This window comes from Lentilactobacillus kosonis, from assembly GCF_003864335.1.
Lineage (GTDB): Bacteria > Bacillota > Bacilli > Lactobacillales > Lactobacillaceae > Lentilactobacillus > Lentilactobacillus kosonis.
On record NZ_BEXA01000009.1, the window covers coordinates 14619 to 40855 of the forward strand.

At 39.0% G+C, this 26237-nt stretch carries 33 protein-coding genes; 29 read left to right on the forward strand and 4 right to left on the reverse strand.

All coding sequences use genetic code 11. From position 1 onward, the window contains the following. Nucleotides 1-17: 17 nt before the first annotated feature. Nucleotides 18-824, reverse strand: a complete 807-nt coding sequence (locus NBRC111893_RS10050) for a D-alanyl-D-alanine carboxypeptidase (RefSeq protein ID WP_125008988.1) — start codon at nucleotides 822-824, stop codon at nucleotides 18-20. A gap of 205 nt (nucleotides 825-1029) precedes the next feature. On the opposite strand from NBRC111893_RS10050, the gene NBRC111893_RS11940 reads away from it, so the two are divergent. The 29 genes from NBRC111893_RS11940 (at nucleotide 1030) to NBRC111893_RS10175 (ending at nucleotide 23831) form a co-directional block, all read left to right on the forward strand. Further along, the gene (locus NBRC111893_RS11940) at nucleotides 1030-2091 is read left to right on the forward strand and encodes a terminase large subunit domain-containing protein (RefSeq protein WP_125008989.1); all 1062 of its coding nucleotides are present in this window, start codon (nucleotides 1030-1032) and stop codon (nucleotides 2089-2091) included. Next, nucleotides 2082-2342 carry a hypothetical protein gene (locus NBRC111893_RS11945; protein WP_160114487.1) on the forward strand — a complete coding sequence of 87 codons (261 nt, stop codon included), beginning with the start codon at nucleotides 2082-2084 and terminating at the stop codon, nucleotides 2340-2342. Before NBRC111893_RS11940 ends, NBRC111893_RS11945 begins: the two co-directional genes overlap by 10 nt. Beyond that, entirely contained in the window at nucleotides 2336-2770 is a 435-nt protein-coding gene (locus NBRC111893_RS11950; protein WP_160114488.1) for a terminase TerL endonuclease subunit, read from the forward strand. The genes NBRC111893_RS11945 and NBRC111893_RS11950 overlap by 7 nt, the downstream gene beginning before the upstream one ends. An 11-nt stretch (nucleotides 2771-2781) precedes the next feature. Continuing rightward, complete coding sequence (locus NBRC111893_RS10070) at nucleotides 2782-2961, forward strand: hypothetical protein (protein ID WP_125008992.1); 180 nt, start codon at nucleotides 2782-2784, stop codon at nucleotides 2959-2961. 14 nt (nucleotides 2962-2975) lie between these two features. Further along, on the forward strand, nucleotides 2976-4121 hold the full coding sequence (locus tag NBRC111893_RS10075) for a phage portal protein (protein WP_125008993.1): 1146 nt from the start codon (nucleotides 2976-2978) through the stop codon (nucleotides 4119-4121). Continuing rightward, the gene (locus tag NBRC111893_RS11540; RefSeq protein WP_225417743.1) at nucleotides 4122-4562 is read left to right on the forward strand and encodes a Clp protease ClpP; all 441 of its coding nucleotides are present in this window, start codon (nucleotides 4122-4124) and stop codon (nucleotides 4560-4562) included. A 67-nt stretch (nucleotides 4563-4629) separates the two neighbouring features. Continuing rightward, a complete protein-coding gene (locus tag NBRC111893_RS11545) occupies nucleotides 4630-4842 on the forward strand; it encodes a hypothetical protein (RefSeq protein WP_225417745.1) in 213 nt (70 codons plus the stop codon). After that, a complete protein-coding gene (locus tag NBRC111893_RS10085) occupies nucleotides 4842-5999 on the forward strand; it encodes a phage major capsid protein (RefSeq protein WP_125008994.1) in 1158 nt (385 codons plus the stop codon). The genes NBRC111893_RS11545 and NBRC111893_RS10085 overlap by 1 nt, the downstream gene beginning before the upstream one ends. A gap of 18 nt (nucleotides 6000-6017) precedes the next feature. Continuing rightward, nucleotides 6018-6332, forward strand: a complete 315-nt coding sequence (locus NBRC111893_RS10090) for a head-tail connector protein (protein WP_125008995.1) — start codon at nucleotides 6018-6020, stop codon at nucleotides 6330-6332. After that, entirely contained in the window at nucleotides 6319-6669 is a 351-nt protein-coding gene (locus tag NBRC111893_RS10095; RefSeq protein WP_160114489.1) for a phage head closure protein, read from the forward strand. Before NBRC111893_RS10090 ends, NBRC111893_RS10095 begins: the two co-directional genes overlap by 14 nt. 2 nt (nucleotides 6670-6671) lie before the next feature. Then, nucleotides 6672-7088, forward strand: coding sequence for an HK97-gp10 family putative phage morphogenesis protein (locus NBRC111893_RS10100; protein WP_125008997.1), 417 nt, complete (start codon nucleotides 6672-6674; stop codon nucleotides 7086-7088). A 46-nt stretch (nucleotides 7089-7134) separates the two neighbouring features. Continuing rightward, a complete protein-coding gene (locus NBRC111893_RS10105; RefSeq protein WP_125008998.1) occupies nucleotides 7135-7458 on the forward strand; it encodes a DUF806 family protein in 324 nt (107 codons plus the stop codon). 13 nt (nucleotides 7459-7471) lie between these two features. Next, entirely contained in the window at nucleotides 7472-8086 is a 615-nt protein-coding gene (locus tag NBRC111893_RS10110) for a phage tail protein (RefSeq protein WP_125008999.1), read from the forward strand. Between the two features lie 77 nt (nucleotides 8087-8163). Beyond that, nucleotides 8164-8538, forward strand: a complete 375-nt coding sequence (locus NBRC111893_RS10115; protein WP_125009000.1) for a phage tail tube assembly chaperone — start codon at nucleotides 8164-8166, stop codon at nucleotides 8536-8538. 83 nt (nucleotides 8539-8621) lie between these two features. Next, the gene (locus tag NBRC111893_RS11955) at nucleotides 8622-8750 is read left to right on the forward strand and encodes a hypothetical protein (RefSeq protein ID WP_261341453.1); all 129 of its coding nucleotides are present in this window, start codon (nucleotides 8622-8624) and stop codon (nucleotides 8748-8750) included. A gap of 46 nt (nucleotides 8751-8796) precedes the next feature. Beyond that, nucleotides 8797-10152, forward strand: coding sequence for a tape measure protein (locus NBRC111893_RS10120; protein WP_125009001.1), 1356 nt, complete (start codon nucleotides 8797-8799; stop codon nucleotides 10150-10152). A 2-nt stretch (nucleotides 10153-10154) separates the two neighbouring features. Beyond that, on the forward strand, nucleotides 10155-13931 hold the full coding sequence (locus NBRC111893_RS10125; RefSeq protein WP_125009002.1) for a peptidoglycan DD-metalloendopeptidase family protein: 3777 nt from the start codon (nucleotides 10155-10157) through the stop codon (nucleotides 13929-13931). Then, nucleotides 13915-14232 (forward strand): hypothetical protein, encoded by a 318-nt coding sequence (locus NBRC111893_RS10130; RefSeq protein WP_125009003.1) that lies wholly within the window; start codon nucleotides 13915-13917, stop codon nucleotides 14230-14232. The genes NBRC111893_RS10125 and NBRC111893_RS10130 overlap by 17 nt, the downstream gene beginning before the upstream one ends. A gap of 7 nt (nucleotides 14233-14239) precedes the next feature. After that, nucleotides 14240-16414, forward strand: coding sequence for an SH3 domain-containing protein (locus tag NBRC111893_RS10135; RefSeq protein ID WP_125009004.1), 2175 nt, complete (start codon nucleotides 14240-14242; stop codon nucleotides 16412-16414). 16 nt (nucleotides 16415-16430) lie between these two features. After that, nucleotides 16431-16580, forward strand: coding sequence for a hypothetical protein (locus NBRC111893_RS10780; RefSeq protein ID WP_160114491.1), 150 nt, complete (start codon nucleotides 16431-16433; stop codon nucleotides 16578-16580). Next, nucleotides 16577-16915, forward strand: coding sequence for a phage tail family protein (locus tag NBRC111893_RS10140; RefSeq protein WP_125009005.1), 339 nt, complete (start codon nucleotides 16577-16579; stop codon nucleotides 16913-16915). Before NBRC111893_RS10780 ends, NBRC111893_RS10140 begins: the two co-directional genes overlap by 4 nt. Then, nucleotides 16891-17964, forward strand: coding sequence for a phage tail spike protein (locus NBRC111893_RS10145; protein WP_160114492.1), 1074 nt, complete (start codon nucleotides 16891-16893; stop codon nucleotides 17962-17964). Before NBRC111893_RS10140 ends, NBRC111893_RS10145 begins: the two co-directional genes overlap by 25 nt. A 2-nt stretch (nucleotides 17965-17966) precedes the next feature. Further along, nucleotides 17967-19796, forward strand: a complete 1830-nt coding sequence (locus NBRC111893_RS10150; protein WP_125009007.1) for an SH3 domain-containing protein — start codon at nucleotides 17967-17969, stop codon at nucleotides 19794-19796. Between the two features lie 31 nt (nucleotides 19797-19827). Continuing rightward, nucleotides 19828-20067: a hypothetical protein gene (locus NBRC111893_RS10155; protein WP_125009008.1), complete on the forward strand. Its 240-nt coding sequence runs from the start codon at nucleotides 19828-19830 to the stop codon at nucleotides 20065-20067. Between the two features lie 4 nt (nucleotides 20068-20071). Continuing rightward, nucleotides 20072-20236, forward strand: a complete 165-nt coding sequence (locus tag NBRC111893_RS10785; RefSeq protein ID WP_160114493.1) for a hypothetical protein — start codon at nucleotides 20072-20074, stop codon at nucleotides 20234-20236. Nucleotides 20237-20238: 2 nt separating this feature from the next. Further along, nucleotides 20239-21147 carry a GH25 family lysozyme gene (locus NBRC111893_RS10160; protein WP_125009009.1) on the forward strand — a complete coding sequence of 303 codons (909 nt, stop codon included), beginning with the start codon at nucleotides 20239-20241 and terminating at the stop codon, nucleotides 21145-21147. A 6-nt stretch (nucleotides 21148-21153) separates the two neighbouring features. Further along, the gene (locus NBRC111893_RS10165) at nucleotides 21154-21393 is read left to right on the forward strand and encodes a hypothetical protein (protein ID WP_125009010.1); all 240 of its coding nucleotides are present in this window, start codon (nucleotides 21154-21156) and stop codon (nucleotides 21391-21393) included. A 190-nt stretch (nucleotides 21394-21583) separates the two neighbouring features. Beyond that, nucleotides 21584-22504, forward strand: a complete 921-nt coding sequence (locus NBRC111893_RS10170; RefSeq protein WP_125009011.1) for an SH3 domain-containing protein — start codon at nucleotides 21584-21586, stop codon at nucleotides 22502-22504. 97 nt (nucleotides 22505-22601) lie between these two features. Beyond that, entirely contained in the window at nucleotides 22602-23831 is a 1230-nt protein-coding gene (locus tag NBRC111893_RS10175; RefSeq protein ID WP_160114494.1) for a metallophosphoesterase family protein, read from the forward strand. 52 nt (nucleotides 23832-23883) lie between these two features. Here NBRC111893_RS10175 and NBRC111893_RS10180 read toward each other — a convergent pair whose 3' ends face one another. The 3 genes from NBRC111893_RS10180 to NBRC111893_RS10190 all read right to left on the reverse strand — a co-directional run bounded on the left by NBRC111893_RS10180 (nucleotide 23884) and on the right by NBRC111893_RS10190 (nucleotide 25990). Further along, the gene (locus NBRC111893_RS10180) at nucleotides 23884-24735 is read right to left on the reverse strand and encodes a hypothetical protein (RefSeq protein WP_125009013.1); all 852 of its coding nucleotides are present in this window, start codon (nucleotides 24733-24735) and stop codon (nucleotides 23884-23886) included. Between the two features lie 108 nt (nucleotides 24736-24843). After that, nucleotides 24844-25710 carry an AbiH family protein gene (locus tag NBRC111893_RS10185; protein WP_125009014.1) on the reverse strand — a complete coding sequence of 289 codons (867 nt, stop codon included), beginning with the start codon at nucleotides 25708-25710 and terminating at the stop codon, nucleotides 24844-24846. A gap of 13 nt (nucleotides 25711-25723) precedes the next feature. After that, nucleotides 25724-25990, reverse strand: coding sequence for an AbiH family protein (locus tag NBRC111893_RS10190; protein ID WP_160114495.1), 267 nt, complete (start codon nucleotides 25988-25990; stop codon nucleotides 25724-25726). Nucleotides 25991-26237 lie beyond the last annotated feature (247 nt).

The window sequence follows — 26237 nt, forward strand, 5'->3', positions numbered from 1 at the left end:
AGGGCTTACATAGAATGTTATTTTAGTTTTGCAAGAAATAATTGAGCTGATAATGTCATACCATCATCGCTTTGGATAGTTGGGTATGGAAACGGGAAGTCTTTTTCTGTTCCAATTTGAGCATTGTCAGTTATATAAAGTCCAAGGTAATAATCACTCATTGAATTTCGCTTTTGAGCAGTGTATCCATTATCTTCAAGAACTTGTTTAACATAATTAATTCTTGGCGTAATCGGATCACCGGAAGTTTGGCTAAGTTTCCAACCAATATTATTTAGTTCATCTGTGCTTCCAGTTGGTTGTAAGTCACCTATATTGATAACGTCGGTATACTTATTCGTCTTAAAAGGATGGTTTGGATTAACGCCTTGTGTGGCCTTAGTTAAATCCAAGCTGAGTTTTGAATTTGGAAATAACTTCATAATTTCTCTAGATAATCTTTGAGATCTATTAGTTTGCATATAATTATCAAAACTGGCTTCGCTGTTAAAACTATCTGGTTCTAGCGCCAGGATTCGAGTTAAATAACCGCTCCATATTAGGCCTTTAACCTTACCAGAGTTGGATACGACGCGGTAATAAACACTTGATTTATTGCCATATTTTTTGATCGAGGCGTAATTTACGTACCAGTTTGAGCTTGGATAATTCTTAATATTGTGAATCCTTTTGGTATGGCTATAATTCCAAATATACCCACTCTTGACAGTTGGCTTTACCATATATGGAATAGATCCGTCCTGTGCCTTCATTACATCAAACGAATAGTTACTTGGCAACTTACTTGCTGATGCAGACTTACTACCTAAAAAAACAAGCGCCATCGCAGAAACCATAAAAATGATGGATATAACTTTTTAATCATAAATTGAATACCTCCATGAACACATTATAACAAGAAAGGAAGTGATTGAATGAAAAATATTGATTTATCTAAAGACCGCGAAGTTGTAAAGCGTATAAAAATATTAATTTTGATGATATTCGAAAAAATACACTGATCCTGGAACCAAATACGCCTTTAACGTTTTGGACGGCAAACAGGTCGCTGGTTATATGATGAAATTGGCTGCCTTCAGACATCTTCGTGATTTACAACGGCAGGAAATGGATGATTTTTCATTCAATTACGACCAAGAAGCCGTTAATAAAGTCATGGTTTTTGCCCAATTCACTCCAGATGTTGATACTGGTGAGCCGGTTGAGTTGATGGGGTGGCAACAATTTATCATGTCACAACTATTTGGCTGGAAAAACGAAGATGGCGGAGTTCGCTTTACTAAATCCTTGATTTCTGTGGGCCGTGCCCAGGGTAAAACCATGATTGCCGCAATCATCATGTGTTACACGTTTTTAATTGATTCTATTGGCCTAACTAACCAAGATTATTTAGTAGCTAGTATCAACTGGAAACAAACCAGTAAGCTACTCGGCTACCTAAAAACAATGTTACGTAAAATCATCGAAATTGAACCATTTAAAGGATTAGCTAAACAATCCGGGTTGATGATTCAAAATGATCAAATCATCATGAAAAAATATAATAATGTAATTCGAGCCATCTCATTTGAAAGTGGCCAGTTTGATAGTTTCCATTTTAATACAGCCATTGTTGATGAAGTTGGTGAGCTTAAAAGTCGTGAGAAAACTTCTAAAATTCTTTCCGGACAAATCAAAATTGATAATCGGCGATATATTCAGATTTCTACTTCATATCCTGATCCTAAAGTACCTTTTTATGATGATCAACGGATGCTTAAGAAGTCGATGGAAGAAGATTATAAGCGCGATGCGGATACTTATTTATGCCTAGTTTGGGCACAAGATGACTTAAAGGAAATCAATATGCCGGAAAGTTGGGCTAAAAGTAATCCGTTATTAAATTTGGCTGACCAAAAGGACAAACTTTTAAAGGGTCTTATTGATAAACGTGATAGTGATTTGCTATCGGGTACCATTGGCGACTTTGAAACTAAAAACATGAATATGTGGCTGAATGAAAAGGAAAATCGTTATATTGATTTGAAAGATATTAATAACGCCATTATCGCCGATGATGATTTGACATTGATGGACGCGACGTGTATGTAGGGTTTGATGCTTCACAGTATTCTGATGACACATCATTGGCATTTGTTTTTCCATATGAACAAGATGGTCGCCAAATGTATCATATCTACCAACATTCGTTTATTCCGACTTCAAGAACTCAGCAATCAATCAACATTAAAGAAAATCAGGATGGTATCCCATACCGTGAAGAAGAAAAGCGCGGTTTGCGACGATTTCGCACACAGTGGGTGGTGACATTGATTATTCTGACGTGTACTACTGGTTGCTAGATTTTGTGGATACGCACAACTTGAATGTTCAGGTTTTTCTATATGATCCATGGCGAACTAAAGTTTTTATCGATAAGTTGGAAAAGGAAAACAATTGGTTATTGGAACCAGTTCGCCAAGGTACTAAATCTTTAGATGAACCAACTAGTTTTCTACGTCATCAGATGCAAAATGGCAATGTAACTATGTTTGATGATCGTATCATGCAAGCCGGTATGCTTAATGCCGTAACATTAGTTGATAATAACGGGATTAAGATAGATAAGAACTTGGCAACGGACAAAATTGACTGTGTCGATGCAATTATTAACTGTTTTTATGAAGCCATGTTGCATTTTGAAAATATTTCTCGAATTGAAGATGATGACCCATTTGCTGGTTGGAAAAATGATGACGTTAATGAATTCTTTAGTAGTTACAGGATGTGAGGTGGAATCATATGAACGTATTTAATCAACTTGTTAGATTTATTAGTGACATACTCCCGCTGTGCTGCTTAATTATTGGATTTTATTCAATTGCATCTGGAGCTTATTTAATTAATGAAATTACCGGAGATATAACCACGGGCGTGCTGCTAGTTGCAGCCGCCTTTTTACTTGGTTTAAGTAACGACTGAAAGGGGGTGAAAATTTGAAATTTAGTAATCCATTTAAACGCTTATTTAGTAATAAATCGTACTTACCTAGTACCGACTACCAACCATTCCTGATTGTCGACGGTCAAGTGGTGCAATCAGCTAGCTATGTCAATGCGAGCCAGGCACTTAAAAATTCGGATGTCTATTCAGTTATCAATATGATTTCGGCAGATGTTAGTTCTTGTCGATTTGAATCGGAAAATTCCTTTGTTCTACACAAACTTAATGCTCCCAATCCAATTTTAAACAGTTACAACTTTTGGCAATCAGTGATGGCGTCGTTATTACTAAATGGTAATTCGTACGTGGTTATGCAGATGGCTAATGACCGGTTGGATCACTTTGAGCAATTGCAGCCTTCACAAGTACAAATTGTCGTTGATGATGGTGAAAATACACTAAATTATAAGATCACCTACAATGACAATCGGCATACAGTCACCATTCCTGCCGGTCAAATGCTGCACTTTAAATTAATGTCGAATTTGTCAGTTAACAAGTTTGTTGGCGTATCACCTTTACAATCATTGATTGCCGATTTAAATATTCAGGACAAAGCTAATGGTATGGCTTTAAAGTCAATTACCGAAGCGATTCGACCAAACGGTATTTTAACTTTGAATGCTGGTGCAGTTGACCCAGATGCTAAGGAACATATGCGATCTGAATTTGAACGTGCTAATAGCGGTGAAAATGCTGGTCGGGTAATGGTTTTAGACCAAACCGCCACTTATTCAAGTCCACAAATTGATAGCAATATCGCAAGTTTGCTTAATTCGGTTAGTTATACCAGAACTCAAGTAGCCAAAGCTTTTGGCGTACCGCAAGACTTTTTAAATAACGAAAGTGCGCATAGTAATATCGATCAAGTACGGTCGACGTACTCGCAGAGCTTGAACAAATATATTTATGCGATCAGTTCTGAATTGACCATGAAATTAGGTACTGGGGTCGACTTGGATATGCAACCGGCCATTGATCCAGATTATATGCAATATGCGTCCACTATTTCTGATTTGGCTAAAAACAAGGCCTTAGATGGGACACAGTCAACGTTTGTGTTGAAAAAGGTCGGTGTGATTCCGCCAGATACCCCTGATTACACGGGTGACGAACCAACTTTGAAAGGGGGTGAGTAAATGAAGATGCGATTAACGGGTGATGTCGTGGACAACGATACCGCTTTTTTTTATGACTTTTTTGGCATGAACTGCATTTCACCAAACGCTATCAATGAACAACTAGACAAAGCCAATGGTGAAGATATTGATGTTTCCATCAATTCAAACGGCGGTGATGTGTTCGCAGCTAGCGAAATCTATACCGAACTAAAACAATATACGGGTAACGTAACCATTTCGGTCACTGGAATTGCTGCTAGTGCTGCCAGCGTAATTAGTATGGCGGCGGACACGTTAAAAATGTCACCGACAGCCCAAATCATGATTCATAATGCTTCATCATCTGTTCAAGGTGACACTCGTGACATGGCTCACGAATCACAGGTACTAAATAACGTAAACGAATCAATGCTAACGCCTACGTTAACAAGACTGGTATGGCTAAACAAGATTTGTTGAATTTGATGAATAATGAAACGTGGCTAACGGCTGATAAAGCTAAAGAGTTAGGTTTGCTGATGAAATCATGTTCGATGATCAACCGTCTGTCCAATTTGTTAATGGACTGTCTTCAATTCCTAGTCGTGAAGCAGTCAATAAGTTCCATAAATTAATTATGGATCGTACTGAACAACCTGATACCGAATCGGAAACTTCAAGTGAAACTACTGAAAAGCCTGAAGAAAAGTCAGCTTCGATATTAGAAGAAAAATTAAAAATTTTACGAGGTGAAAATTAATGGAATTATCAAAGATTAAGAACATGATCGATGACACTAATACTAAGTTGACCGACTTAACTGACAAAATTAATGCCGGTTTGGTTGACGATAACTTTAGTGTTGACGATATGCAAAAGCTTAAAGATTCACGTGATGCTGAAAAGGCACGACTTAATGAACTGAAAAGCCAACGCGATGCTGCCGAAGCTGCCGAGGTTACTGCCAACATCACCACTAATTCTAAAAATATTGAAAAGGGCGCAAAGACAGTGAAACCTACTAATCAATTAGAAGATCAAAAGGCCGCTATTAACGACTATCTTCACAGCAAAGGAACCATTAAAGACGCTGGTGCAATGCAAGTTACTTCAACTGAAGACCCATTGATCCCAGAAGAAATTGTTTACAATCCTGAATCTGAAGTAAATACAGTTCAAGATTTGAAGCAATATGTATCAGTTACTCCAGTTACTACTGCATCTGGTACTTATCCAGTATTAGCCCGAGCAGATGACAACTTTAATTCAGTTGCTGAATTAAAAGAAAACCCTGCTTTAGACGAACCAACCTTTAAGGACGTATCTTGGAAGGTACAAACTTATCGTGGTGCTATTCCTTTGTCACAAGAAGCTATTGATGACACTCAAGTTGATTTAACTTCAATCGTGGCCAAGAACATGCAAGAAAAATCAGTTAACACTACAAATGCAGCTATTTCAGCTAAGTTAGTAGCCTTTAGTGCTGTGGCTTCCGCAGATGCAAATTTGGTGGACACCTTAAAAGGTATCTTGAACGTTAAACTTGATCCTGCTTACATGCCAACCATCGTTGCTAGTGCCTCATTCTATAATAAATTAGACACTTTAAAAGATAACAACGGTCAATACATCTTCCATCAAGATATTACTTCAGCATCACAAGGCGTATTACTTGGCGTCCGTGTTGTTAAAGTTCGTGATGAATTGCTTGGTAAAGCTGGCGAAGAACATGCCTTCATCGGTGATTTATCACGCGCAATCTTGTTTGCTGACCGCAAGGAAGTTTCTTTATCATGGGCTGATGATAAGATTTTCGGTCAATACCTCATGGGTGCCCTTCGGTTTGACGTTGAAGTTGCCGATGCTGAAGCTGGTTACTTCTTAACAAATACTGCTGGTTCAACTTCTAGCAAGTAATCTTAAGAGGTGATTAGCATGACAGTTACCGTTGAGCAAGTTCAAACTGAATTGCATATCGACGGCGAAGAAGAAATCTTACAGTCACTCATTACTGAAGGACAAGATTATATTCGGTCGGCTGTCGACTATAATATCTCAATTGAGGATTATGAAAAGTACCCATTATTTGATCGGGCCGTAAAAACGTATGTTAGTTCATACTATTACGACCGATCAACCGGGGTCGGAACTTCAAAAGGATTGGCCATGATGATCAATCATCTTAGGGGGCGCATGTGGCAGTTCGCTGATAATGCAAAACCAGGTGGTGACAACGATGGTCAAAATTAAACCGCATCAATTAAATAATCGGGCTGAATTTGGGACAATTGACGAACAAGTTAATCCCAATACCGGCGCGAATCGGAAAGCGTTTGTCCCACAATTTACTTTGTGGTGTGCGATCAGGACACGGACACTCAATCAGATGTTTGCAGCTAAATCGGCAGGTTTAGAAGATACACGGACGATTGCTGTTAGACATAACCAACACATTGTTGAGGAACTTCGTGTGAGATTGAATGGTGAGGTGTATCGGATCGTAAATATTTCACCTGATGATAGCAATAATTTTATTGCATTTGATTTTATTACTTTAACCAAAACGGATGGTGTGAAAGGGGCATAATGATGGAACTAGATAAAGCATTGGATAACTGGCTAGCCAACATCATACAGGCCCAACATTTCACGAATGCCGAAAAGGCCCACATTACGGGCGCGGGTGCTAAGGTTTTGAGCAAACATTTAGAAGATATGACAAAACAAAAGCATTACCGGGTTCATATTAAAGGTAAAACGGATACTCATTTATCAGATGCCGTAACCTATCGTAAAACGGACATTGACGGAGCACGGACGGGTGTTAGTACCGTGGGCTTTACGCCGGAAAAAGCGTATATCGCACGTTTCTTAAATGACGGGACTAAGTACATTGCCGCAGACCACTTCGTTGATAATGCCCGCGAAGAAGCCAAATCAGAAGTAATTGCTGCTGAAACGGAAGTTTATCAGCAAACATTACACAAGAAATGGGGTGACAACTGATGGAACTGCCAATTATCGCAGTTAGTAATATTTTGCAAGGCGTTGAGTGGTTGAAAATCATATCTATCTGACAAGTTTGCCAGAAGCAATTAAGAGCAACACAACCGACACCATTGCACTATTAACCGAATCAGAAAATCGCCCTGAAGCTTGGGGTAATGATATTTTTCATGGCATGGCTCAAGGTGTCGAAGTCCAAATCTTTTACGGTGAAGATTTTGATCGCAATACAAACGATTGCGAAATTGAATTGATGCAATTGTTCCAAACTAACGGGTGGCGCATTGCCAATAGCCGTCCGCATATTCTTGACCCTGATACTAATCAAGTTATCAAGGTCTTTTTTGTTGGCAAAAATAAATTAATTTAGGAAGTGTTAAACTATGGCAACAGTCGGTGTTAAAGGAATTCGGATGGCAATTATTGATCCAACTACTGGGTTAGTAATTGCCGGCGAAAAAGGACTTACCGAAAATGGTATTTTTGATGCCCGCGGTAAAGTCGCAAAAGGTGTTACCCAAGCAAATATTACAGGACTAGCTCCTGCCGTTGCTAAAATTTGGGGTAACGATATTTTACAAGACCAATCAATTGGTAAAGCTCAACCTAGTGTTGCAGCTAACTTCAATGATTTACCACATGATATTTTAGAAAAAGCCTTAGGCCATGAATCAGATGGCAAGGGTGGGTACCTGGATAACTCTAATGGGGTATTGCCTCATCTTGCAATGGACATTATTACCTCAGACTTAGCTGGTAATGACATTCATTATGCTTTCTATGACGGTAACTTAACCGCTGGAGATAAAACAATCGGTACTTCTAACGAAAATGAAACTCGTGATACTGATAACCTAACCTATAACCCAGTCGCTGGGTTAAATGGTCATGTTTATAAGACCTTCTACGCTGCTGAAGAAGGCTTTACCGACGACGCCTTAGTTAAGGAATTTTTCCCAACTAGCGCCGCTACTACGAGTGCTCCAAAATCTGAATAAGTCACGAAATAGGGCGGCCGTTAATTCGGTTGCCCTTTTTTGTGGTGTAACAACAAAAACAGAAAGCGGGTAGCGTTATGACAGTAAAAATTAATGCAAAGAAATTAGGAATCAAAGCACCAGTTGAAGTTAAGGAATCTAACCGAAATTTTTTGAAGATTTTGAAAATTCAAAAGCAAATGCTAAAGGTGCAAACCTTATCAGAAGACGCCAGTGATGAAGATTTATTGACCACGACTATTGAATCAAATGAAGCGGTCATTGACTTTATTACCGACATCCTACGCTTAGATAGTAAACATGCTGATAAGTTAATGGACTTAAGCACGGAAGAAACTGGTGAATTGATGCAACAAATTATCTTGAAATTACAACATCAAGACCCGGAAGAGCTTAACGAAGCCCAGGCAGATGAAGCTGAGGAACAGCTAACTGAAACCGAAAAAAAATAAGGGCGCGTCGTCATTACAACGAGTTAGACAACCAGATTGAAGAATTTAATTACAATGCGCAACAAGCGCTGGTGAACATGCACATGACGCCTAATGAATTTGATGAACAAGACTTCTATCGCATGAATGACGTTTTATCAGCCAGACCGGAAAAAGACCGCCAAGTGGTCGACCCGTTAGAGTTCTTAAAACAAGTTCGGGCCAGTGGATAGTTTAGTTCAGAAAGGGGTGTAACATGGCAAAAAAATTGATGCAACGATGTCGACCGAAGTATATCTAGGGACATTGCAAGCATCAAATTCACTAAAGAGTTTAAAAACGGTTGTTAACTCGGTCACTGCTTCGTGGAAAGCACAGGCGAATGCTTTGCGAGCTTCCGGCGATTCACTTAAGGCCGCGCAGGTTAAATATGACGGTTTGTCTAAGTCAATCAAATCTAATCAAGATGTGATCAATAATTTGCGTGATAAGCAAAAAGGATTAGACCAGACGACCCAAGACGGCGCGCGCCAATACGCTAAGTACCAAGCCGAAATTGATCGGACACAAAACCGGATTGCTTCTTTAACTCGGCAACAAGCTAAGGCTAGTGAATCACTATCTGGTTATAAATCAGGAATTATTGGCTTAGAGAAAAGTATTAAATCAACGAATGATTTAACTAAATCATATATCGATCGCTTGCGGGCTGAAGGTAAGGAGTATAAGGCCTTAGAAGCTGAAGCATCGGGTTATCGGACTAGTCTACAAAAAACTAGTAGTTTATATTCCAAGCAAAGCACCGAGTTGTCTCAACATCAACAACGTGTTGACGGGTTGAATGATAAATATGAAAAATCTCGCCAAGAATTAACACGTTTAACTCAGGCCGGTAAGGAAAATACTGACGAATATGCCAGGGCCAGGCAAGCGGTGCAATCATATAAAAATGAATTGGACAGTGCTAATGGTGACCTAAACAAACAGAAGATTCGGGTCAATGAAACGGCCACTTCTATGGCCAAATTAAAGACATCAATTACTAAGGTTGAGGAATCCGAAAGGAAACTAAAGCCCACTGGATTGACCAGGCTAATCGGCGGTTTACAGAAAGTCGATGACAAAGCCGAAAAAACACAACATATCTTTGGTTCAGTGTTTGGTGGCCAAATTATGGCCAATGGTGTGATGGCTGCGTGGAACACTTTAACCAATCACATCAACGATGCGACACGTGCCGGATTAGAGTATGACAAAACCCAGCAAAAGATGCTGGCCACTTGGACGACGTTAACCGGTTCAGCAAAAAAAGGCCAGGCCATGGTTGATACAACTAATCGTTTATCGGTTGCCTTAGGCCAAGATGTTGACGTTACCGATGAATTAAACCAACAGTTCTATCACGTGTTAGACAAACAAAAACCAACCGAGCGTTTAACTCGATCGGTCTTAACAATGTCTGATGCCGTCGGTTTGAGTGCGGAAAACACCAAGAATTTAGGCTTAAACTTTACGCATATGATGAGTTCATCCAAGATGCAGGTTGGTGATTTTAACCACATTACGGATGCCTTGCCAATGTATGGTCATGCCTTATTAGAGTACGAACAGAAAGTACAAAAAATTCTAAATTGACGATGAGCCAACTTAGAAAGCAAATGAGTGCTGGGAAGATTACCGCCAAAGATGCTGAGAATGTTATGAACTCTCTGGGTAAAAAATACCAGGAAGCATCTGAGAACTTGATGAAGACCTTACCAGGTATGGAAAGGGTTATTAAATCACGAGTACCGGCGTTAATCGGAGCGATCGAAAAACCATTTGTTAAAGCTCAAAATCCGATTTTAGGTGCCGTATCTAAGTGGGTTTCTGATAAGCATACCGAAAAAGAATTTACTAAATTAGGACAAGCATCTTCGGCCGGTATGAATGCCATTACTAAATCATTTGCGAAGGTTTATGGCATTAAAAACACGACTAAATTTTTAGATACTATGATCACTGGTTTAACTAAAGATGTAACTAAGTTCAGTAATTACGTCGTTAAACACACAGGTGATATTAAATCGTTCTTTGAAATCTTTAAATCCGTCGGTTCAGCCAATATGAAAGTATTCGCAGCAACTCTAAAAGCATTATTGCCTGCAATTAAAGTTATCGGTGATTTTGCTGAAAAGCACCCTAAATTATTTGGGGATATGATTGCCGGAACCATTATGGCCAATATGGCTTTTAAAACTTTCAATCTGACACTAGGGCCAACCATTAAAATGCTTCGCGGCTTATCGAAAGCAACTGAATGGGGTAAAAACATCCTGGGATTAGGTTCTGACGCTGAAAAAGCGGCCGGTAAATTAAGTCCTTTGAAAAAAGCATTATCGTCAATCGGTGACTTATTTAAAGGATCCCTAAAAGGCGGTAAAGGTTTATTCGGCGGATTAATGCGTGGTAAAGGGCTAACTTCTGGGATTAAAGCATTATCTGAAGATGGAGCTGCCAAAGGAGCTTTAAAAACCGTTGGAAAAGGGGCTTTATCAGCCACACCACTAGACGCCGTGATGAGTGCCACCGAATTGATTGGTATCAACAAAAGAAACAAAGGTGAAAAGATTGGTCGTGCTAGTGGTTCACTAGCTGGTGGGGCCGCAGGTGCCGCTATTGGTACTGCTATTTTGCCAGGAATTGGAACCGTGCTTGGTGGGATCGGCGGTACTCTAATCGGAACCAAATTAGGTGGTGCTATTGGTAAAGGCATCCAAAAGGAATCCAAGAAATGGGGTAAGTGGTTAAAACAAGCTTTCACTGGAAAGCTTAATTGGGAGCAATCAATTGGCAAGTCTTTATCCGGAATCAGTAAGGCCGTGGCCAAAACCTTTAGTGGAATTGGTAAAACCATCGGTAACATTTTTAAAGGTATCGGTAAATTCTTCTCACCATTAATCAATGGTGTCGGCAAAGCCATGAAAACGGTGGCTAATGTTATTCGGGGCACAGCTAAAGTTATTACGACCGCTTTAAAATACGCCATTATTATTCCAGTTGGTTTAGTAGTTGGTTTGGCGGTTATTGCTTTTAAAAAGATTAAAAAACCGATTGAAGCCGTGACTAAAGGTGTTGCTAATACCGTTGGCAAAGTTTGGAATGCATTATCTAAAACCACAGGCCGAGTATTTGGTGCGATTAGTAAAACGGCTGGCAGTATTTGGCGTGGAATCTCTAAGACTATTAGTAGTGTCGTACATGCTATTTCTAAGACTGTCGGTAGTGTATGGCGTGCAATCGCTAAAACTACGGGTAGTGTATGGAAGACCATCAAGAAGTACGTGGTTGATCCAGTGCTATCAATTGATCGAACGATCATCAAAGTAATCAAAGGTACCATTGTTAAGACGGTTAGAAGTGCCTGGTCAATAATTCGGAAAGCCACTGATACTACTTGGAAGCTAATTAAGAAGTACGTGGTTAATCCGGTTACTGACATATATCGCACAGTTAATCGAGTGATTCGCGGCACAGTAGTTAAAGTAGCTAGAAGTGCTTGGAACGTGATTAAGAGTGCAACATCTGAAGCATGGAAGTTAATTAAACGTTATGTAGTAAATCCGGTTAATGATATTTATAAATCAGTTCGAAAAGGATTAAATTCCATTAGCAATTATTGGCGCAAGATCTGGAATAGTGTGGTTAAATTCACTGAAAATATTTGGACGTCAATTAAGAAAAAGGTGACTGGTGGCTTGTCGGCCATTGCTAAAGTCATTAACACTGGGATTAAAGCTATTAACTGGGTCATCAGTAAATTTGGTGGCAAAAAGACCACCATTGGTTATTTACCAACCCATTATGCACAAGGTACTGGTAATGCAGGTCGACGTAATCCAATTACTAAACCAACCCACGTTATGCTAAATGACGGTCACGATTCTCCTCAGACGGGCAATAAAGAAATGGCGATTTTACCTAATGGCCAATCATTTATTCCCCAGAAGTCGAACTGGGAAGGCATTGTGCCGGCTGGAACTGAAGTCTTAAATGCCACTGAGACTAGAAACGTGTTGCATAGTGCTGGAGTAATGCATTACGCCGACGGAACTGGACTATTAGGTAATATTGGTTCTTGGATTGGTGGCAAAGTTAGTGGTGCTGTGGATGCCGTTAAGGGTGCCTTTGGTACCATGAAAGATTTAGTTTCAACTGCGGGTAAAATTTTATCGCACCCCATCGATTCACTGAAGAACTTTTTTACCGATAAATTGAACTTTAAAAGCATCGGCGGTGACGTGCAACAAGGTTTGGCCGGTATGTTTAAAAACAATGTGGTTGGTCAGGCTACGTCATGGTGGAAAGCCGTATGGGACTTAATTAATAATGCCATTGGCGCTGGTGACGATGATGCCGCCGGTGGGCCAATTACACATAGTCCTGGTGCCGGCTGGGTAATTACATCTGGTTTTGGTAATCGTGGCGCAGTCGCTGGTGGTTTCAGTCAACATGACGGTGTCGATTACAGTGGTGCTAAGACCGTTCACTCTATGAATACTGGGATTGTGTCACATGCTGGTGGTGCTCCTGCTGGTTGGGGTGGTGCTAACGGTATTGGTGAAAACTTAGTTATTGGTGGCGGTGGCCTGAACTATATCTATCAAGAATTAAACGGTAAATATAATTCTGGAGCTAAGTTATTAGTAAATAAAGGTGACCACGTTAAGGCTGGTCAAGCTATTGCTGTTCTTGGCCCCAGTGGTACTCATGTCCACGTTGGTGCCACTAAACACCCGATGTTTTCTATTGGTGGTTCTTCAACTGCTGGATGGCTAGATCCTACTAAGATTAAGCAATCAGCAGTTAAAGATAGTGACAGCGATAAGAAGAAGGATAACAGTCCTAAAGTTTCTGGTACGTTAGAAAAATTTGTTAAGAATCAACTGGGTTCAGGCATGTTCGATTGGATTGCTAAACATTTAGCTCCACTAACCGAAGGTCTTGGTGGTTTAGGCGACGTGAAGGGTAACTATAATCCTGAAATGATTCGTAAAGCTGCTGAAGCTATGCACGTTGATCCATCCGATGCTTATATCAAATTATTACAAGCTGTTATTCAATCAGAATCTGGTGGACGAAATGTTGTTCAACAAATTCATGATGTGAACTCTGGCGGTAATGAAGCACGGGGTATTTTACAATACACTCCACCGACGTTTAAAGCCTATGCTATGAAAGGCCATACCAACATTATGAATCCTTATGATCAGTTGCTAGCGTTCTTTAACAACTCGGCTTGGAAGAGTGCGATTGGTATGACAACTATTTGGGGTCATCGAAAAGCCGATTGGTTACACTCTGGGCCACAAGGTCATAGACGTTATGCCAATGGTGGCATTGTCGATAAAAAACCAAATGGTGGAAGTAGCTGAAAACAATAAACCAGAAGCCATTATTCCGATGGACTTAACTAAACGTTCACGAGGCTGGGAATTGATTGGTAAAGTGGCAGCTTCATTTGCTACTCAACAATCACAGCCAGCTTTTACCAGTGGTGATAATCATGATGATTACGTTAGTCGTGACCAGTTCAACACATTATTGACGACTTTAAATGAATTTATGCAGTTAGTTGCAAGTAAACCATCTGGCATCAGTGAGCGCCAAGTTTATGATGCATATAACCGCCAAAAAGGTCGTCATTATCAACTAGATTCGATTAAGAAAGGATAGGTAAAACATGAATAGTAACCAATTCAGTTATAAAGGGCTAACTAATACCGATATGGGCTTAATCATGGGTAAAGTATTGTTACCAGTTACGCCGGCAATCTCTGAGACTACTCAAATTATCCCTAACCGTTATGGATCGGTTTACCAGGGTAGTTCATACGGTTCAATGACCATTACGGTACCTATCTATTACCGTACTCCAGGCCAATATCTGTATCGTAGTGATGATGGTATTGGCGCCGAGCAAAAAATTCGTGAGATCAGTGCTATGCTGATTGACCCACAAGAACCACGGGGTACCGAATATCCTTTGATATTTGGAGATCTACCTGACGTTACTTTTTACGCGCATATCACTAGCATTGCTGACCCTGAGCAGATAAACGATGGGGTAGCGGATTGGTCAAGTACGATCATATTTGAATGTTCCGATCCACGCGGCTTCTTGGCACAACAAGATTTCAGTGTGCCAGATACCACCGCAGTGATTCCGGTTAAAGGCAACACGCCAGTAGGGTCAATTATAGTGGCCACATTTAATCAGGATGTTAAGACCTTTACTGTTGTCAAAGATACGGGTGAGCAATCAACCGAGTTCGTTCAGCTAGGTGGTGACAATGATTTGGATGGTGATACTTCCGGCAGTGGGACTGATAAGACCCGATTGTTAGTTGACGATCCATGTACCACCCTGTCGACTTGGACAAAGATTACTAAAGATGCTAACCCAGTTAGTACCGTAAACATTGATATTGATGGCACCATGGCTTCAACAGATTTGTCACTGCGGGCAGCGGTTAAAAATGCTGATAAAGGTCAATATGACTTCGGTACCACCGGCCATGATAACTGGTACGGGCCAGCCGAATTACACCAGGCACTTACTTACTCACCTAAGAATTGGAAGATGTCGGTGCGATTGCATCATACCAAAATTAAAGGTAAGCATAATTATCGGGCTATGGGAAAAGTTGAAGTTTACATCCTGGATACTAAGCAACAAACTTGTGGCCGGATTGGCATGAAAGATATTAAAGGCGGTAGCTATCCAGTGGCCTATGTTCAATTAGGCCACAACTTTGATAACGGTACAGAAGGTAAAGATTATAAAACACTTTATTATGGCAGTGCCCAGAACTTTGCACATTCTTCAAATCCATCAAAGGTGGAAGTTACTTATAAAAAATCTAAAAAATACCTGGATAACAATAATCAAATTGATGCTTTTTCTGATTTCTTTGGTCAATTTAGTATTGTGAAACAATACGTGAAACAGCCAGATGGTACCACTGCGATTAATTGGGGATACTCAATTGACCAGTGGGACGCGACTAAAGGGGTCTATATGGCTAATGGTCTGCATCTTGGTGGTAATCAGGTGGCCTTTGTTGATACGACTTGCAAATACGATTTTGATTTAAGTACGATTGCTTATTTCACCGTCAAGCATGATATTACTGAAGATAAAGCAAAGGTTGATTATCATGATGTATTCCAGACTATAACCAATTATCATGTTGAAGAATTACTGGATGCGCCAAGTTCGGTAACCACAAATGATAGTGGCCAAAATGTTGGGGGATCCGGTACTGCGACCGATAAAACAGGGGTGCCACCACAACCGGGTGATACTCCTGAAAAGTACACGATTGAAGCAACTGGAACATTTACCTTCAACATGAATGTGCGAGTAAGAAATACTCCGGCCATGAGTGATGCGGGCGTGGCCACATATTCAAGTGGCCAGTCGGTGGCATATGATCAGAAGGTGTACGCCGATAAACATTATTGGCTATCCTATATTTCTTATTCAGGTGGTCGAAGATATGTACCTTACTTTGGTGCCGAGAATAATACGATTGGCGGTACTGATAGCAATCCAGTGAACCCAGTTAAACCAGCCAATGATGCAACTTCTGGGGATAATACTAAGGTTCCAGATCAGAGTTCTAACAACAATGATATGTCTGACTTTGACCAACAGGTATTTCATGCTGGTGATGAAGTGCATATTGATTGTGATACTGGTCACGTGTTTTTAAACAATGAACCCGCTGACTATTTAATTTCACCACAATCAACGTTTTTTATGCTAGATGGTGGCGTAGACAATACATTGGCCTTTGAACCCAGTTCACCGGATGTCGATATTACTATCAGTGTCAGGCCAGCAATTCAATAGGAAGGAAGTTAGATAGATGCGTTCTGATGAGTATGTAATTTTGGATAATCAACTAAGAAGAATCGGACTATTATCCAACCGGGTCAGAGCCGGCACCCCGTTCTGGGGTGATGTAATTGAACAATCCATTGCCGAAACGATAGTGCATTTGCCTGGGAAGATTTGAAAGATACGTTCAATACTTTAAATCTTGCTGCGAACAAGAAAAGTTATGATCATCAATTAACGGGTATGATGATTCCTAGCAATGCACCTGACGCGAAATATATCACGGCTGGCAACCACATTTTGTACTATGACGACGAAAACAAACATTATTATGTGTTAAGAATTATCAACGTCGATGAGGTGGCCAAAGATAACGAATATCAATTTAGTTTCGATGCGACTAACTTAGCAGAATGGAAACTAGCGCGGACGATTCCAGCGGCAATGAGTGAAGACGCCATTAATGCCCAGACAGTTTTAGTAATTTGTTGGCTAAGTCTGGTTGGCGATTAGAGTTTAATAGCCGTTCAAATATTACCTTAAAAGAAGAATTTGACGGCACTAGTTCAGCTCAATCCTACTTGCAACAATTGGCTGCGGATTACAATGTTGAAATTGATTGCTATGTTGAACTTAATAATGTGGGTGAGGTTACTGGGCAAGTCGTTGAAGTAACTGACCACTTGGGTAGCACATCAGTCCAGCGATTAGATTATCGTCACGACTTGGTTGGCGTTGAGCGTAAATTAGTTGATGATGCTTTAGTTAGTAAACTATATGTATTAGGTAGCGATGGGGCAACCATTGAAGATGCTAATAACGGGGTAGCTTTTCTGACTGATCCAGATGCTAATGCCAAATACAATCATGATATTAAAGGTGTTGGTTCTACCTGGTTAGAAGGAACGATTACTTCTGACACCATTCAAAATTCTAGTGGATTATTGGCATGGGGTAAGAAACAATTAGCAATGTATAATCACCCACGATATAACTATGACATTACGGTTCGTTCCGATATTAAAGCTGGTTTAGGTGACGATTTTCGGATTGCTGATTTTGCATTAAATCCACCGTTGATTGTGGATGCGCGAGTTATTCAAGTTAGCAAGTCGTTATCCGATCCTTCAGTTCACAACTTAACTTTGGGTGAGTATTCGACCATATCACCAAGAAAAATTGCGCCAAATAGTGATAGTGCTGACGATATTGAAAAATTACGGCAAGAAATGAATACTGCTGATAATCAATTGACTGAAGACGTCACCGCAGTTAAAACTGACGTTACTCAGGCGAAATCTGACGCCCAAAATGCTAAGGACGTGGCCAACGATGCACAACAAAGTGCCACAGAAGCCAGTGGTAAAGCAGATACAGCCACAAAAATGCTGAAACAGCTCAAACCACCGCTGAAGGTGCCGAAGTTAAAGCAACTACCGCACAAACTACTGCGGAGACGGCTAACACTGCTGCCCAAGCTGCTGATCAAAAAGCGGCGACTGCCCAGACAACTGCTAAGGATGCTAAAGATACCGCCGATAACACGCATCAACTCGTCTTAACGGTGACCGATGATATTAACCAGGTCAAAAAAACATATTTTGCTGATGATGTATATTTTCAGCCAGATACGCCAGCTAGTCCTAGTGATGGTTCAATTTGGTTTAAGACATCGGCTAAAAGTAACTGGTTAAATTGGCGTAATGATGATAATGACAGTGCTCCGGATCCTAGTGAAGAAACCCATACAGAAGTCATTGATGTTCAAGTACCTAATGACGGCATTATTGCCAATGCTTCAGGTTCATTTACGTGGAATGGTCAACAACCAATTGCCACATCACCTAGTTTGGCGGCGCATGTTAGTGCGTATACTTACAATGGTTTATCGGCTACTTATAAAGGTAAGACAATTGCGGATGGATTATTGTGGGTCTTTTATACCAACTATAATGGTTCAACTTCTTACGTACCGGTTAAGGATTTAAAGAGTGGCAAGCGATTTGGTACTGATAGTAATGCTGGTTCTGACCCGGCGGCTTATCATACTGAGCAACAAACTATCACGGTTGGTGGAAACACTAAAGATGTCACTCACACTGAAACTGTTGATCGAACTGGTCAAGAATGGAACATATCCGGTAAATTTTATAAGTCGAGTGGATCCACGGGAATTTATACCGCCCCGCATCAAGCCAATAAGAGTTATAACATCAGTGCTACTTCCGGAAATCCACTGTATTATTATGGCAAAATTTATAGTGATAGTTGGCTATGGATAGTGATTAGTTCCGGCGGTTCAACCGTATATGCACCAGCATACAATTGGAATGGCGGTGACGACTTATCTAGTATTAGTGCATTAGGCGTTGATACCAATACTGCCGGAAATTTGCCTGCTCGTGAAACAAAGATAGTGCATGAAACAGTGACTGTCCCTGATACCAGGGCGGATAATGACACCCAATTAGAAATTGATACTAGTGATGTTTCGGCTGTATCCGAATATAAAGACGGTTCGTGGAGTGATATACCTTACCAAAAGCAAGTCATTGGGGCTTCGTTAATGGGGGCATCGATTGATTCACCACTGATTTCATTAGGTAATGACGGTGCTTTATGGTCAAGTTATTCCTATTCACAACTACCGACCTGGTTTAAACCAATTCAATCAATTGGGACGATTGCAATGGCAAAAGGTGAATTAGTAGTAACGGGACAAACTAAACACTATGAGAATGGTCAATGGGGATATTACGATACTGATCAAACGTTTACGACGGCCGATGATACTAATTACACCACCACAGTGATCAATGCCGGTGGCATCAAAAACGAAATCCAAACCAGCGATCGGAATAACTTAGTGGCTCGCTCATTTTTAGATGGTAATGGCTTAACCTTAACGAATGGTGAACGCGGAAATATTACCAATAATATTAGCAACAAGCAGTTTTTAAGCAACACGATTTATAACACGACGACTGGTGATGGGGCTAACGTTAACATTTCGGCTAATGGTGTTGTTCAACGTTCAACATCAGCCACTAAATATAAGTTAGATATTACTAACTATGAGGAATCGCTTAAAAAAGGTTATGACCTAATTCAGAAGATTAATCCTAAAATGTGGTTTGATAAAGGGCAAGTTGAAGATTATGCCAGGTCATTGACGGATGGCCAAACTCCTAATCCAGATGACAATTTAAATCGAATCCACGGTTTAATCGCGGAAGATTTGGAGAATGCCGGCATCGATGAGTTTATTACTCGTGGTGCGGATGGAGAAATTGAAGGAATCGATTACGCTAAGTTATGGACGTTACTGATTCCGGTTTGCAAAGATTTAGATTCACGACTAAAAAAATTAGAGGACAAATCAAAGCCTGAATAAGGCTTTTTTATTTTGAAAGGAAGATTTAATTATGATTAACGGAACATTTGATATTGCCAGTGTTTTAACTTTTGTACTAACAGTAATTCCAGCTTTATATAAATTATTGCACCCACTGATTCAGGCCAAGATTGACACTGAAATTGATATTCAAACTAAGCACAATATGGAACTGGCCGATAATATCGCCAGTGCCGGGGTAGCTGAAATGGCAGTGATGCAAAACTTATCACCGGACGAAAGAAAAAAGAGGCCATCGCTTTGTAATTAATCACATGAACGACTTAGGTCATGTTATCCCCGCAACCACGGCTAGTGCCAAGGTTGAAGAGGCTTATCAAAATTACAAGAGCAATGGTGGGGATATTCATCAACCAGTTAAGCCAACACAAGTCGCAGCTGACCCTGACCCAATTGAAACTGTAAAGGAAGGTAACTAATTATGACAAGAGAAGTAGCCGATATTTCATCATACCAAGATAGTTCAGTTGATTATTTAAAGACACTACGTCAATATGCATCTAGTTTATTAGTAAAGCTAACAGAAGGTTCAGCTAACGGTTCAGCTTATATCAATCCTAAAGCTGGTGCCCAAGTAGCCAATGGTTTACAGGTATTTGAATCAGTAGGTGTTTACCACTTTTTCAAAGCTAATTCACAATTCTATGGCGACAACGACCCAGTTAATGAAGCTAAATTCTTTTTAAGCCAGGCAATTAAACTAGGATTGGATAAAACTACCGTTATGATCATTGATGTAGAAGATGCATCAGTGATGGCTGATGCCACCCATGACGTTAACCTATTTTTGAAATATTTAAATGATCAAGGATACATGAATACGGTGGTCTACGCCTCAGCATCATGGTTTAAAAAAGGCGGCGCCACACACTTTATTAACAAAGATGCACTTTATAACAACGCACCTATTTGGGTTGCCAGTTATGGGACAGCTTCAAGTGGAGTTGCTGGAACCAATGCTTGGCAATATACCGACAATGGTCACGGTCTAAAAGTCGATTTTTCATATGACTTAGACGGGTGCTTGTCAGGAATTGCGGACTACCAAATTAAAACCGTCCCCAATGATAAACCAGAAACACCTTCAACTACTCCAGGAGATAATCAATCAGATAATTCTGATCCCTTAGAATCTGGCATGTATGAAGTAATCGCTGATAAAGTAACGGTTTATACTGACCCATCTTTAACCGCTACTGCCAGCGAATTATTAACTAAAGGCAGCCGAGTTGTTTGTGTGCCAACTGATACAAAGCAACCATCATTAATGATTGGTAGAAGTATGTATCTCAAGGCAGATAAAGACGCAGTTGCATACGTGAAAGGATGATGTAGCATGCGGTTGTTCGGCTTATCGGTTGAAGATATTGCATCACTATTAGGAGTGATCGGCTCAGTTTCTGGGCTAATCTTTTATCTGTTTAGAGTGATTGTAGTGCAACCCATGAGTGATAAGAGTAATGCGTTAAACAAATCAATCGAATCACTAACGGACGAAGTTAAACAGATGCGGCAAATAGTGAGCAAACCCACGATAACCTTGAGAATGAACTGCATGAGCACGAAATTAAATTAACTAGGCATGATGAAGAAATTAAAACTTTGTTTAGGAATAGTAAGGATTAGAAAAACACACCCATATAGGGTGTGTTAATACATAAAAGATGCGACAAAGATGCGACTTTTAAGGGTACTTTTCGATATACACTAAGCTTTGTAATCCGGCCGGTTACAAAAAAATTAATTTAATTAAGGAGCGTTTTTAAATGGCTTTTGATGTTTCGAATACCCCGGATGGTTATACAATCGACAATTCAGGTTCATTTACGTTTAATACAAAATGTGGGGTTAGAACTAGTCCTGACATGAGTGTTACACCAGTAACTTATTACCAAGTAGGTCAATCAGTTTACTATACCCACAAGGTAAAGAATGGTAATCATTTCTGGTTATCTTATATTGGTGCTTCAGGTAACTTGGCATATGTACCATATGCAAATACTGATACCGGCACAATGTTTGGTACCGATACCAATGATATTAACCCAATTAAACCAGCAGATGGTGGTAATACAGGCGGTTCAACTGGTGGAAACACTGGAAGTGACAAGGGCACTCTTGGATCACTTACTGGTCAAGATGGTGCTAATGTGGCTGACCAAACTCCTGACAACACTCGTTTAGCTATGTCTGGTACATTTACCTTTACCGAAAGTGCAGCTGGCCGTAATGAAACTTTAATGGCGGGTACTAAGAGTGGAGATAAATTCTACGCTGGAGATTCAGTAGTGTACGTAGCTAAAGTTAAAGCTGATGGTCATTACTGGTTAGAATATCAACATTTCGGTAGTGGTACTTATTACGTACCATATGCCACAATTAATCCATTCCGTTATTATGGTACCGATAGTAATCAAGGTGATCCTGTTTATTCCCAAGGTAGCACTGGTGGTAATACAGGCGGTGAAACTGGAAATACTGGAGCCGATGGAAATAAGAGTGATCGCCCGCAAGGTGGTCAAGATACTCCACAAGCTAGCTTTAAGAGTACAGCTATTCCAAATAAAGAATTAATTGATGAAGTAATTCACGTTAGAGGTTTTGTTAAACTTGAGGATAGCAACGGTTGGACGCGTGAAGCTCCAGATATGAATAGTAAAAAAATAAAGTTACTAAAAAATTGGTGATAACTACCATTATGAATATAAATTAGTTGCCCAAGGCAGACTATGGGCTAAGGGAAAAGACGGGAATTACTTAACTCTTGGTACTTTAACCAAGCCATTGAAAACAACTAAAAGTAGCAATACTCCAACATCAAAATTTAACTATGTAAACGATTCATCTCATAAACAACCTATTGAAGATATTTGGAATTATACTTATAGTTCAAGCGAATATAACGGTGATGATTCTAATTATGATGTTGCATCATTAAGAGAAAATCCTCAACAAGATTTAATTCTTAATCCTTCAGAAGTAGATTTAAAGAATCAGTTAGAGCAAGATATAAAAAAAGTTGATGCAGAAAATGGAATTAAAGATAGTGTTCTTGTTGGTTTTATTACTGACACCCACTTTAATAGTTTTAAAACTCCAGGTTCTGTTCGTGCGCTTAGACAAATTAAGTTCATGAGTTATATTGCAAAAAACATCGGTCTAGATTATGTGGTTCATGGTGGTGATCTAAATGATGGAGTTCAACCAATTTCATGGGAAAAGGCAGATATCCAACGAGCTGTGGATGCTATGAAGTTGGGACGTCGCCCATTTGCTATCCTTCAAGGGAATCATGATGATAATTCAGGTATGGCTCGTGATGATAATCGTGATTACTATAACAGTGAGTGGGGATACTGGCCCGGTCATATTATTCATAACGATGTTGCAAAACAATTAAGACTTTCAGAATTTAGTCAATTTATTAATGCAGCATCAAATTCTAATAATGCTTTGTATGGGACTTACAAAGTTCCGGATAGTAAAGTCAACATTGTAATTTTGGATGGGTTTGATCAACCTGATGATTATGGAACCTTTGTTCAAAAGAGATCATCATTCAGACATGGATGGACTCACTTTAGTTCAACTCAAAGAGCATGGTTACAAAATACATTGGATCAAATTCAAAGTCGTGGTGAGAAAGCGATAATCTTTACTCATATTATGTTTAAGGGATTATCATGGACTGCCGCATCAAATACATTTGCAGAGAATGATGTTAATAACGAAGGCGGTTTAATCAGAAACGTTATTGAATCTCATTCAGGGATTGTTCTAGGGGTATTTGGTGGACACACTCATGTTGATGACTACACGCAATCAGGTAACGTAACATATGTAACAACTGGATGTGCATTGCCTGATCGAGGTGAGGGTAAAGATCGTCGGATTATTGGTACGGATACAGAGCCATTGTTTGATGTACTTCAAATTAAACCAAGTATGAATAAGATTTATCGGCACCGAATTGGTTATAATGGTGCAAGATTCTTAGAGGAAATTAATTTTTAAATAAATAAGCCTTGCAATTTTGTCATTGCAAGGCTATACATAATTAAATTGTTTAATTCATAACATAAACCGAACTTCCACTGAAAAGTCCACCTTCGGGGCTACTAATTTTATTTAATATTACTAGTCCAATGGAACCATTGAAACTTTGTTGTTTACTCTTGGGATATCCGTCAGCAGTCAAAGCTGCATCAATTTCAGCAGCCGTTGGAATTGAATCTTTAGATAGGTTATTGATCATATTTTCAACATGAGTTAATCTACGAACACTGGTACTATCAATTTTTGATTTGTCATAACTAACAGTGGGGACATCTTCATCATCCCAGTAGAATGAACCATTATCTTGTGCATACTTAGAAAGATTTAGACTCAGTTTTGCATTTGGAAGTTGTTGCATAATAAGCTTAGCAACATTTTGGTTAGGATTATTATTTATATAATTAAGATATTCCGCATCTGAATTATAGGTATTTAGGTCTGGTATTGATCTTTGATTGTTATTATTAGAATTCGTGCTGTTACCGCCTTTATTGTTGTTGGAACCGATGTTAGTATTCAATCCCTTAGTCAAATATCCACGCCAAATGTATCCGTTAACCCTGCCATTACCACTGGTAATTTCGTAATAAATACCAGCTTTTCTACCTTTAACCATCTTGACACTTTTAGATAGATACCAGGTTGTACGTGGGTAGTTTTTCAAGTTGTGGATCTTTTTAGTGTGATTCCAATTCCACATATAAGCAGTGCCGGTTGTTTTGGCATGCATAGGAACATTGTTGTAATTCTTAGTTTTAGCCCACGCATAACCAGATGCGTGCGCGGTAGATTGTTGTGCTACCAGCCCCAGACCAGTAGCCAATAAACCAGTTGCTAAAATACTTGCGATTCTCTTGTTCATAATTTAATCATCTCCTGCGTACATTATCTAATGCGTATATAATCTATACAAGTGATTGTCACGAAAAGAAACATGTTCTTAATATTATGATAATAAATTAGCTCATTATTAATCCTTTATTTCGCGAAGCTCTAATCGTTTTTCTATAAGCATTTTATGCATCAAGTTTCTTCCATGGCTTTTATTATCAAAAGTTTCACCGTATTTATATAGTAAATTCGAGACAGCAAGATAATGATCAGAAGCTATATTCTCTTCGTCATCTGAATATATTTTATATGCGAAGACTAGACGTATATCAGAATCATAAATATTGTAGTAGTCAAAAATAGAATCAAAATAGCTAAAATCTGAATCATTAAGAGAATGACCAAAAATTACGATTTCTTTGATGTTATGGGTAAGAATTGGATCTGATTTGTTTTCAGAATTGTCCATGATTCTATATGTTTTTGTGTAGGTAAATGCTTCATCAGTTGGCTTGATTGATGTGCTATCAATTCCTAAAATGGGATTGTCTAAGTCACCGTGAATATTGCGAAAGTTAACTAGATTTTTAGAATTTTTAACAGGATTAGTGTAGTTGAATGAAAGTAAATTATATGGCTTATTATTTGAAAGCTTTTGAATAAGATTTTTGGATTCATTTTCATACGTTTTACTCTCTTCAATCTTTAATCGTAAGTAATTACCAAAAGATTTTTCAAATTGATTTAACTCAGAACGGATAAATTTTGACCATGGAAAAGATCCATCATTGATAAGCTTTTTATATTCTGCATCTTGATATGTTGCTACAAGTTTATTAATAAGTATGGAATAGTCACTGAACGATCTACCTAAAATCATAAATGAATCCATGTCATATGAATAATTAGAAAACTCTGGATTCAAAAATTCTTCAAAGGTTGGATCGTCTTCATCATATTTTTTGTTGGTAAAAAATCTTTTATTAGTCCTTCTATGTCTGACCAATTTGATTTATTGGTCAAAAATTTTTTTTAATAAAAAGTAAATATTCCCAAAAATTAAAAACAATAATTTTTTCTTCATCTGTTTGAAATTTTTGTACTATATCATTAATATTTGAATTACTTTCTTGAAAAGAAGATAGTAATTCTGAAAAATTGTCGTCACCATTAGGCATTCTGTATTTCATAAAATCTGAGAATGTTGATTGGAGTCCACTTGATAAATCAAAACCATTTCCTATAATAATTAAATTTTCTGCAATTTCATTTGAATTATTGACCATGCTTTTTAACCACCTAATAAAATTTTGAGCAATAATGTATTTTATCATAATGGCCGTAAAAGTATTTACGAATTTATGTCTATTATTTATTTGCTATATATACATATAACAAATAGTTGCTAATGTTTTCATTTGTGAAATTTACTATGTAAAAAATACCCTTCGCACAATTTCTAAACCAGTTTCTAAACCAAAAGTAGATGGATGGCTTTTAAATGCTGGTATAACGGCATTTATAAATTATTTG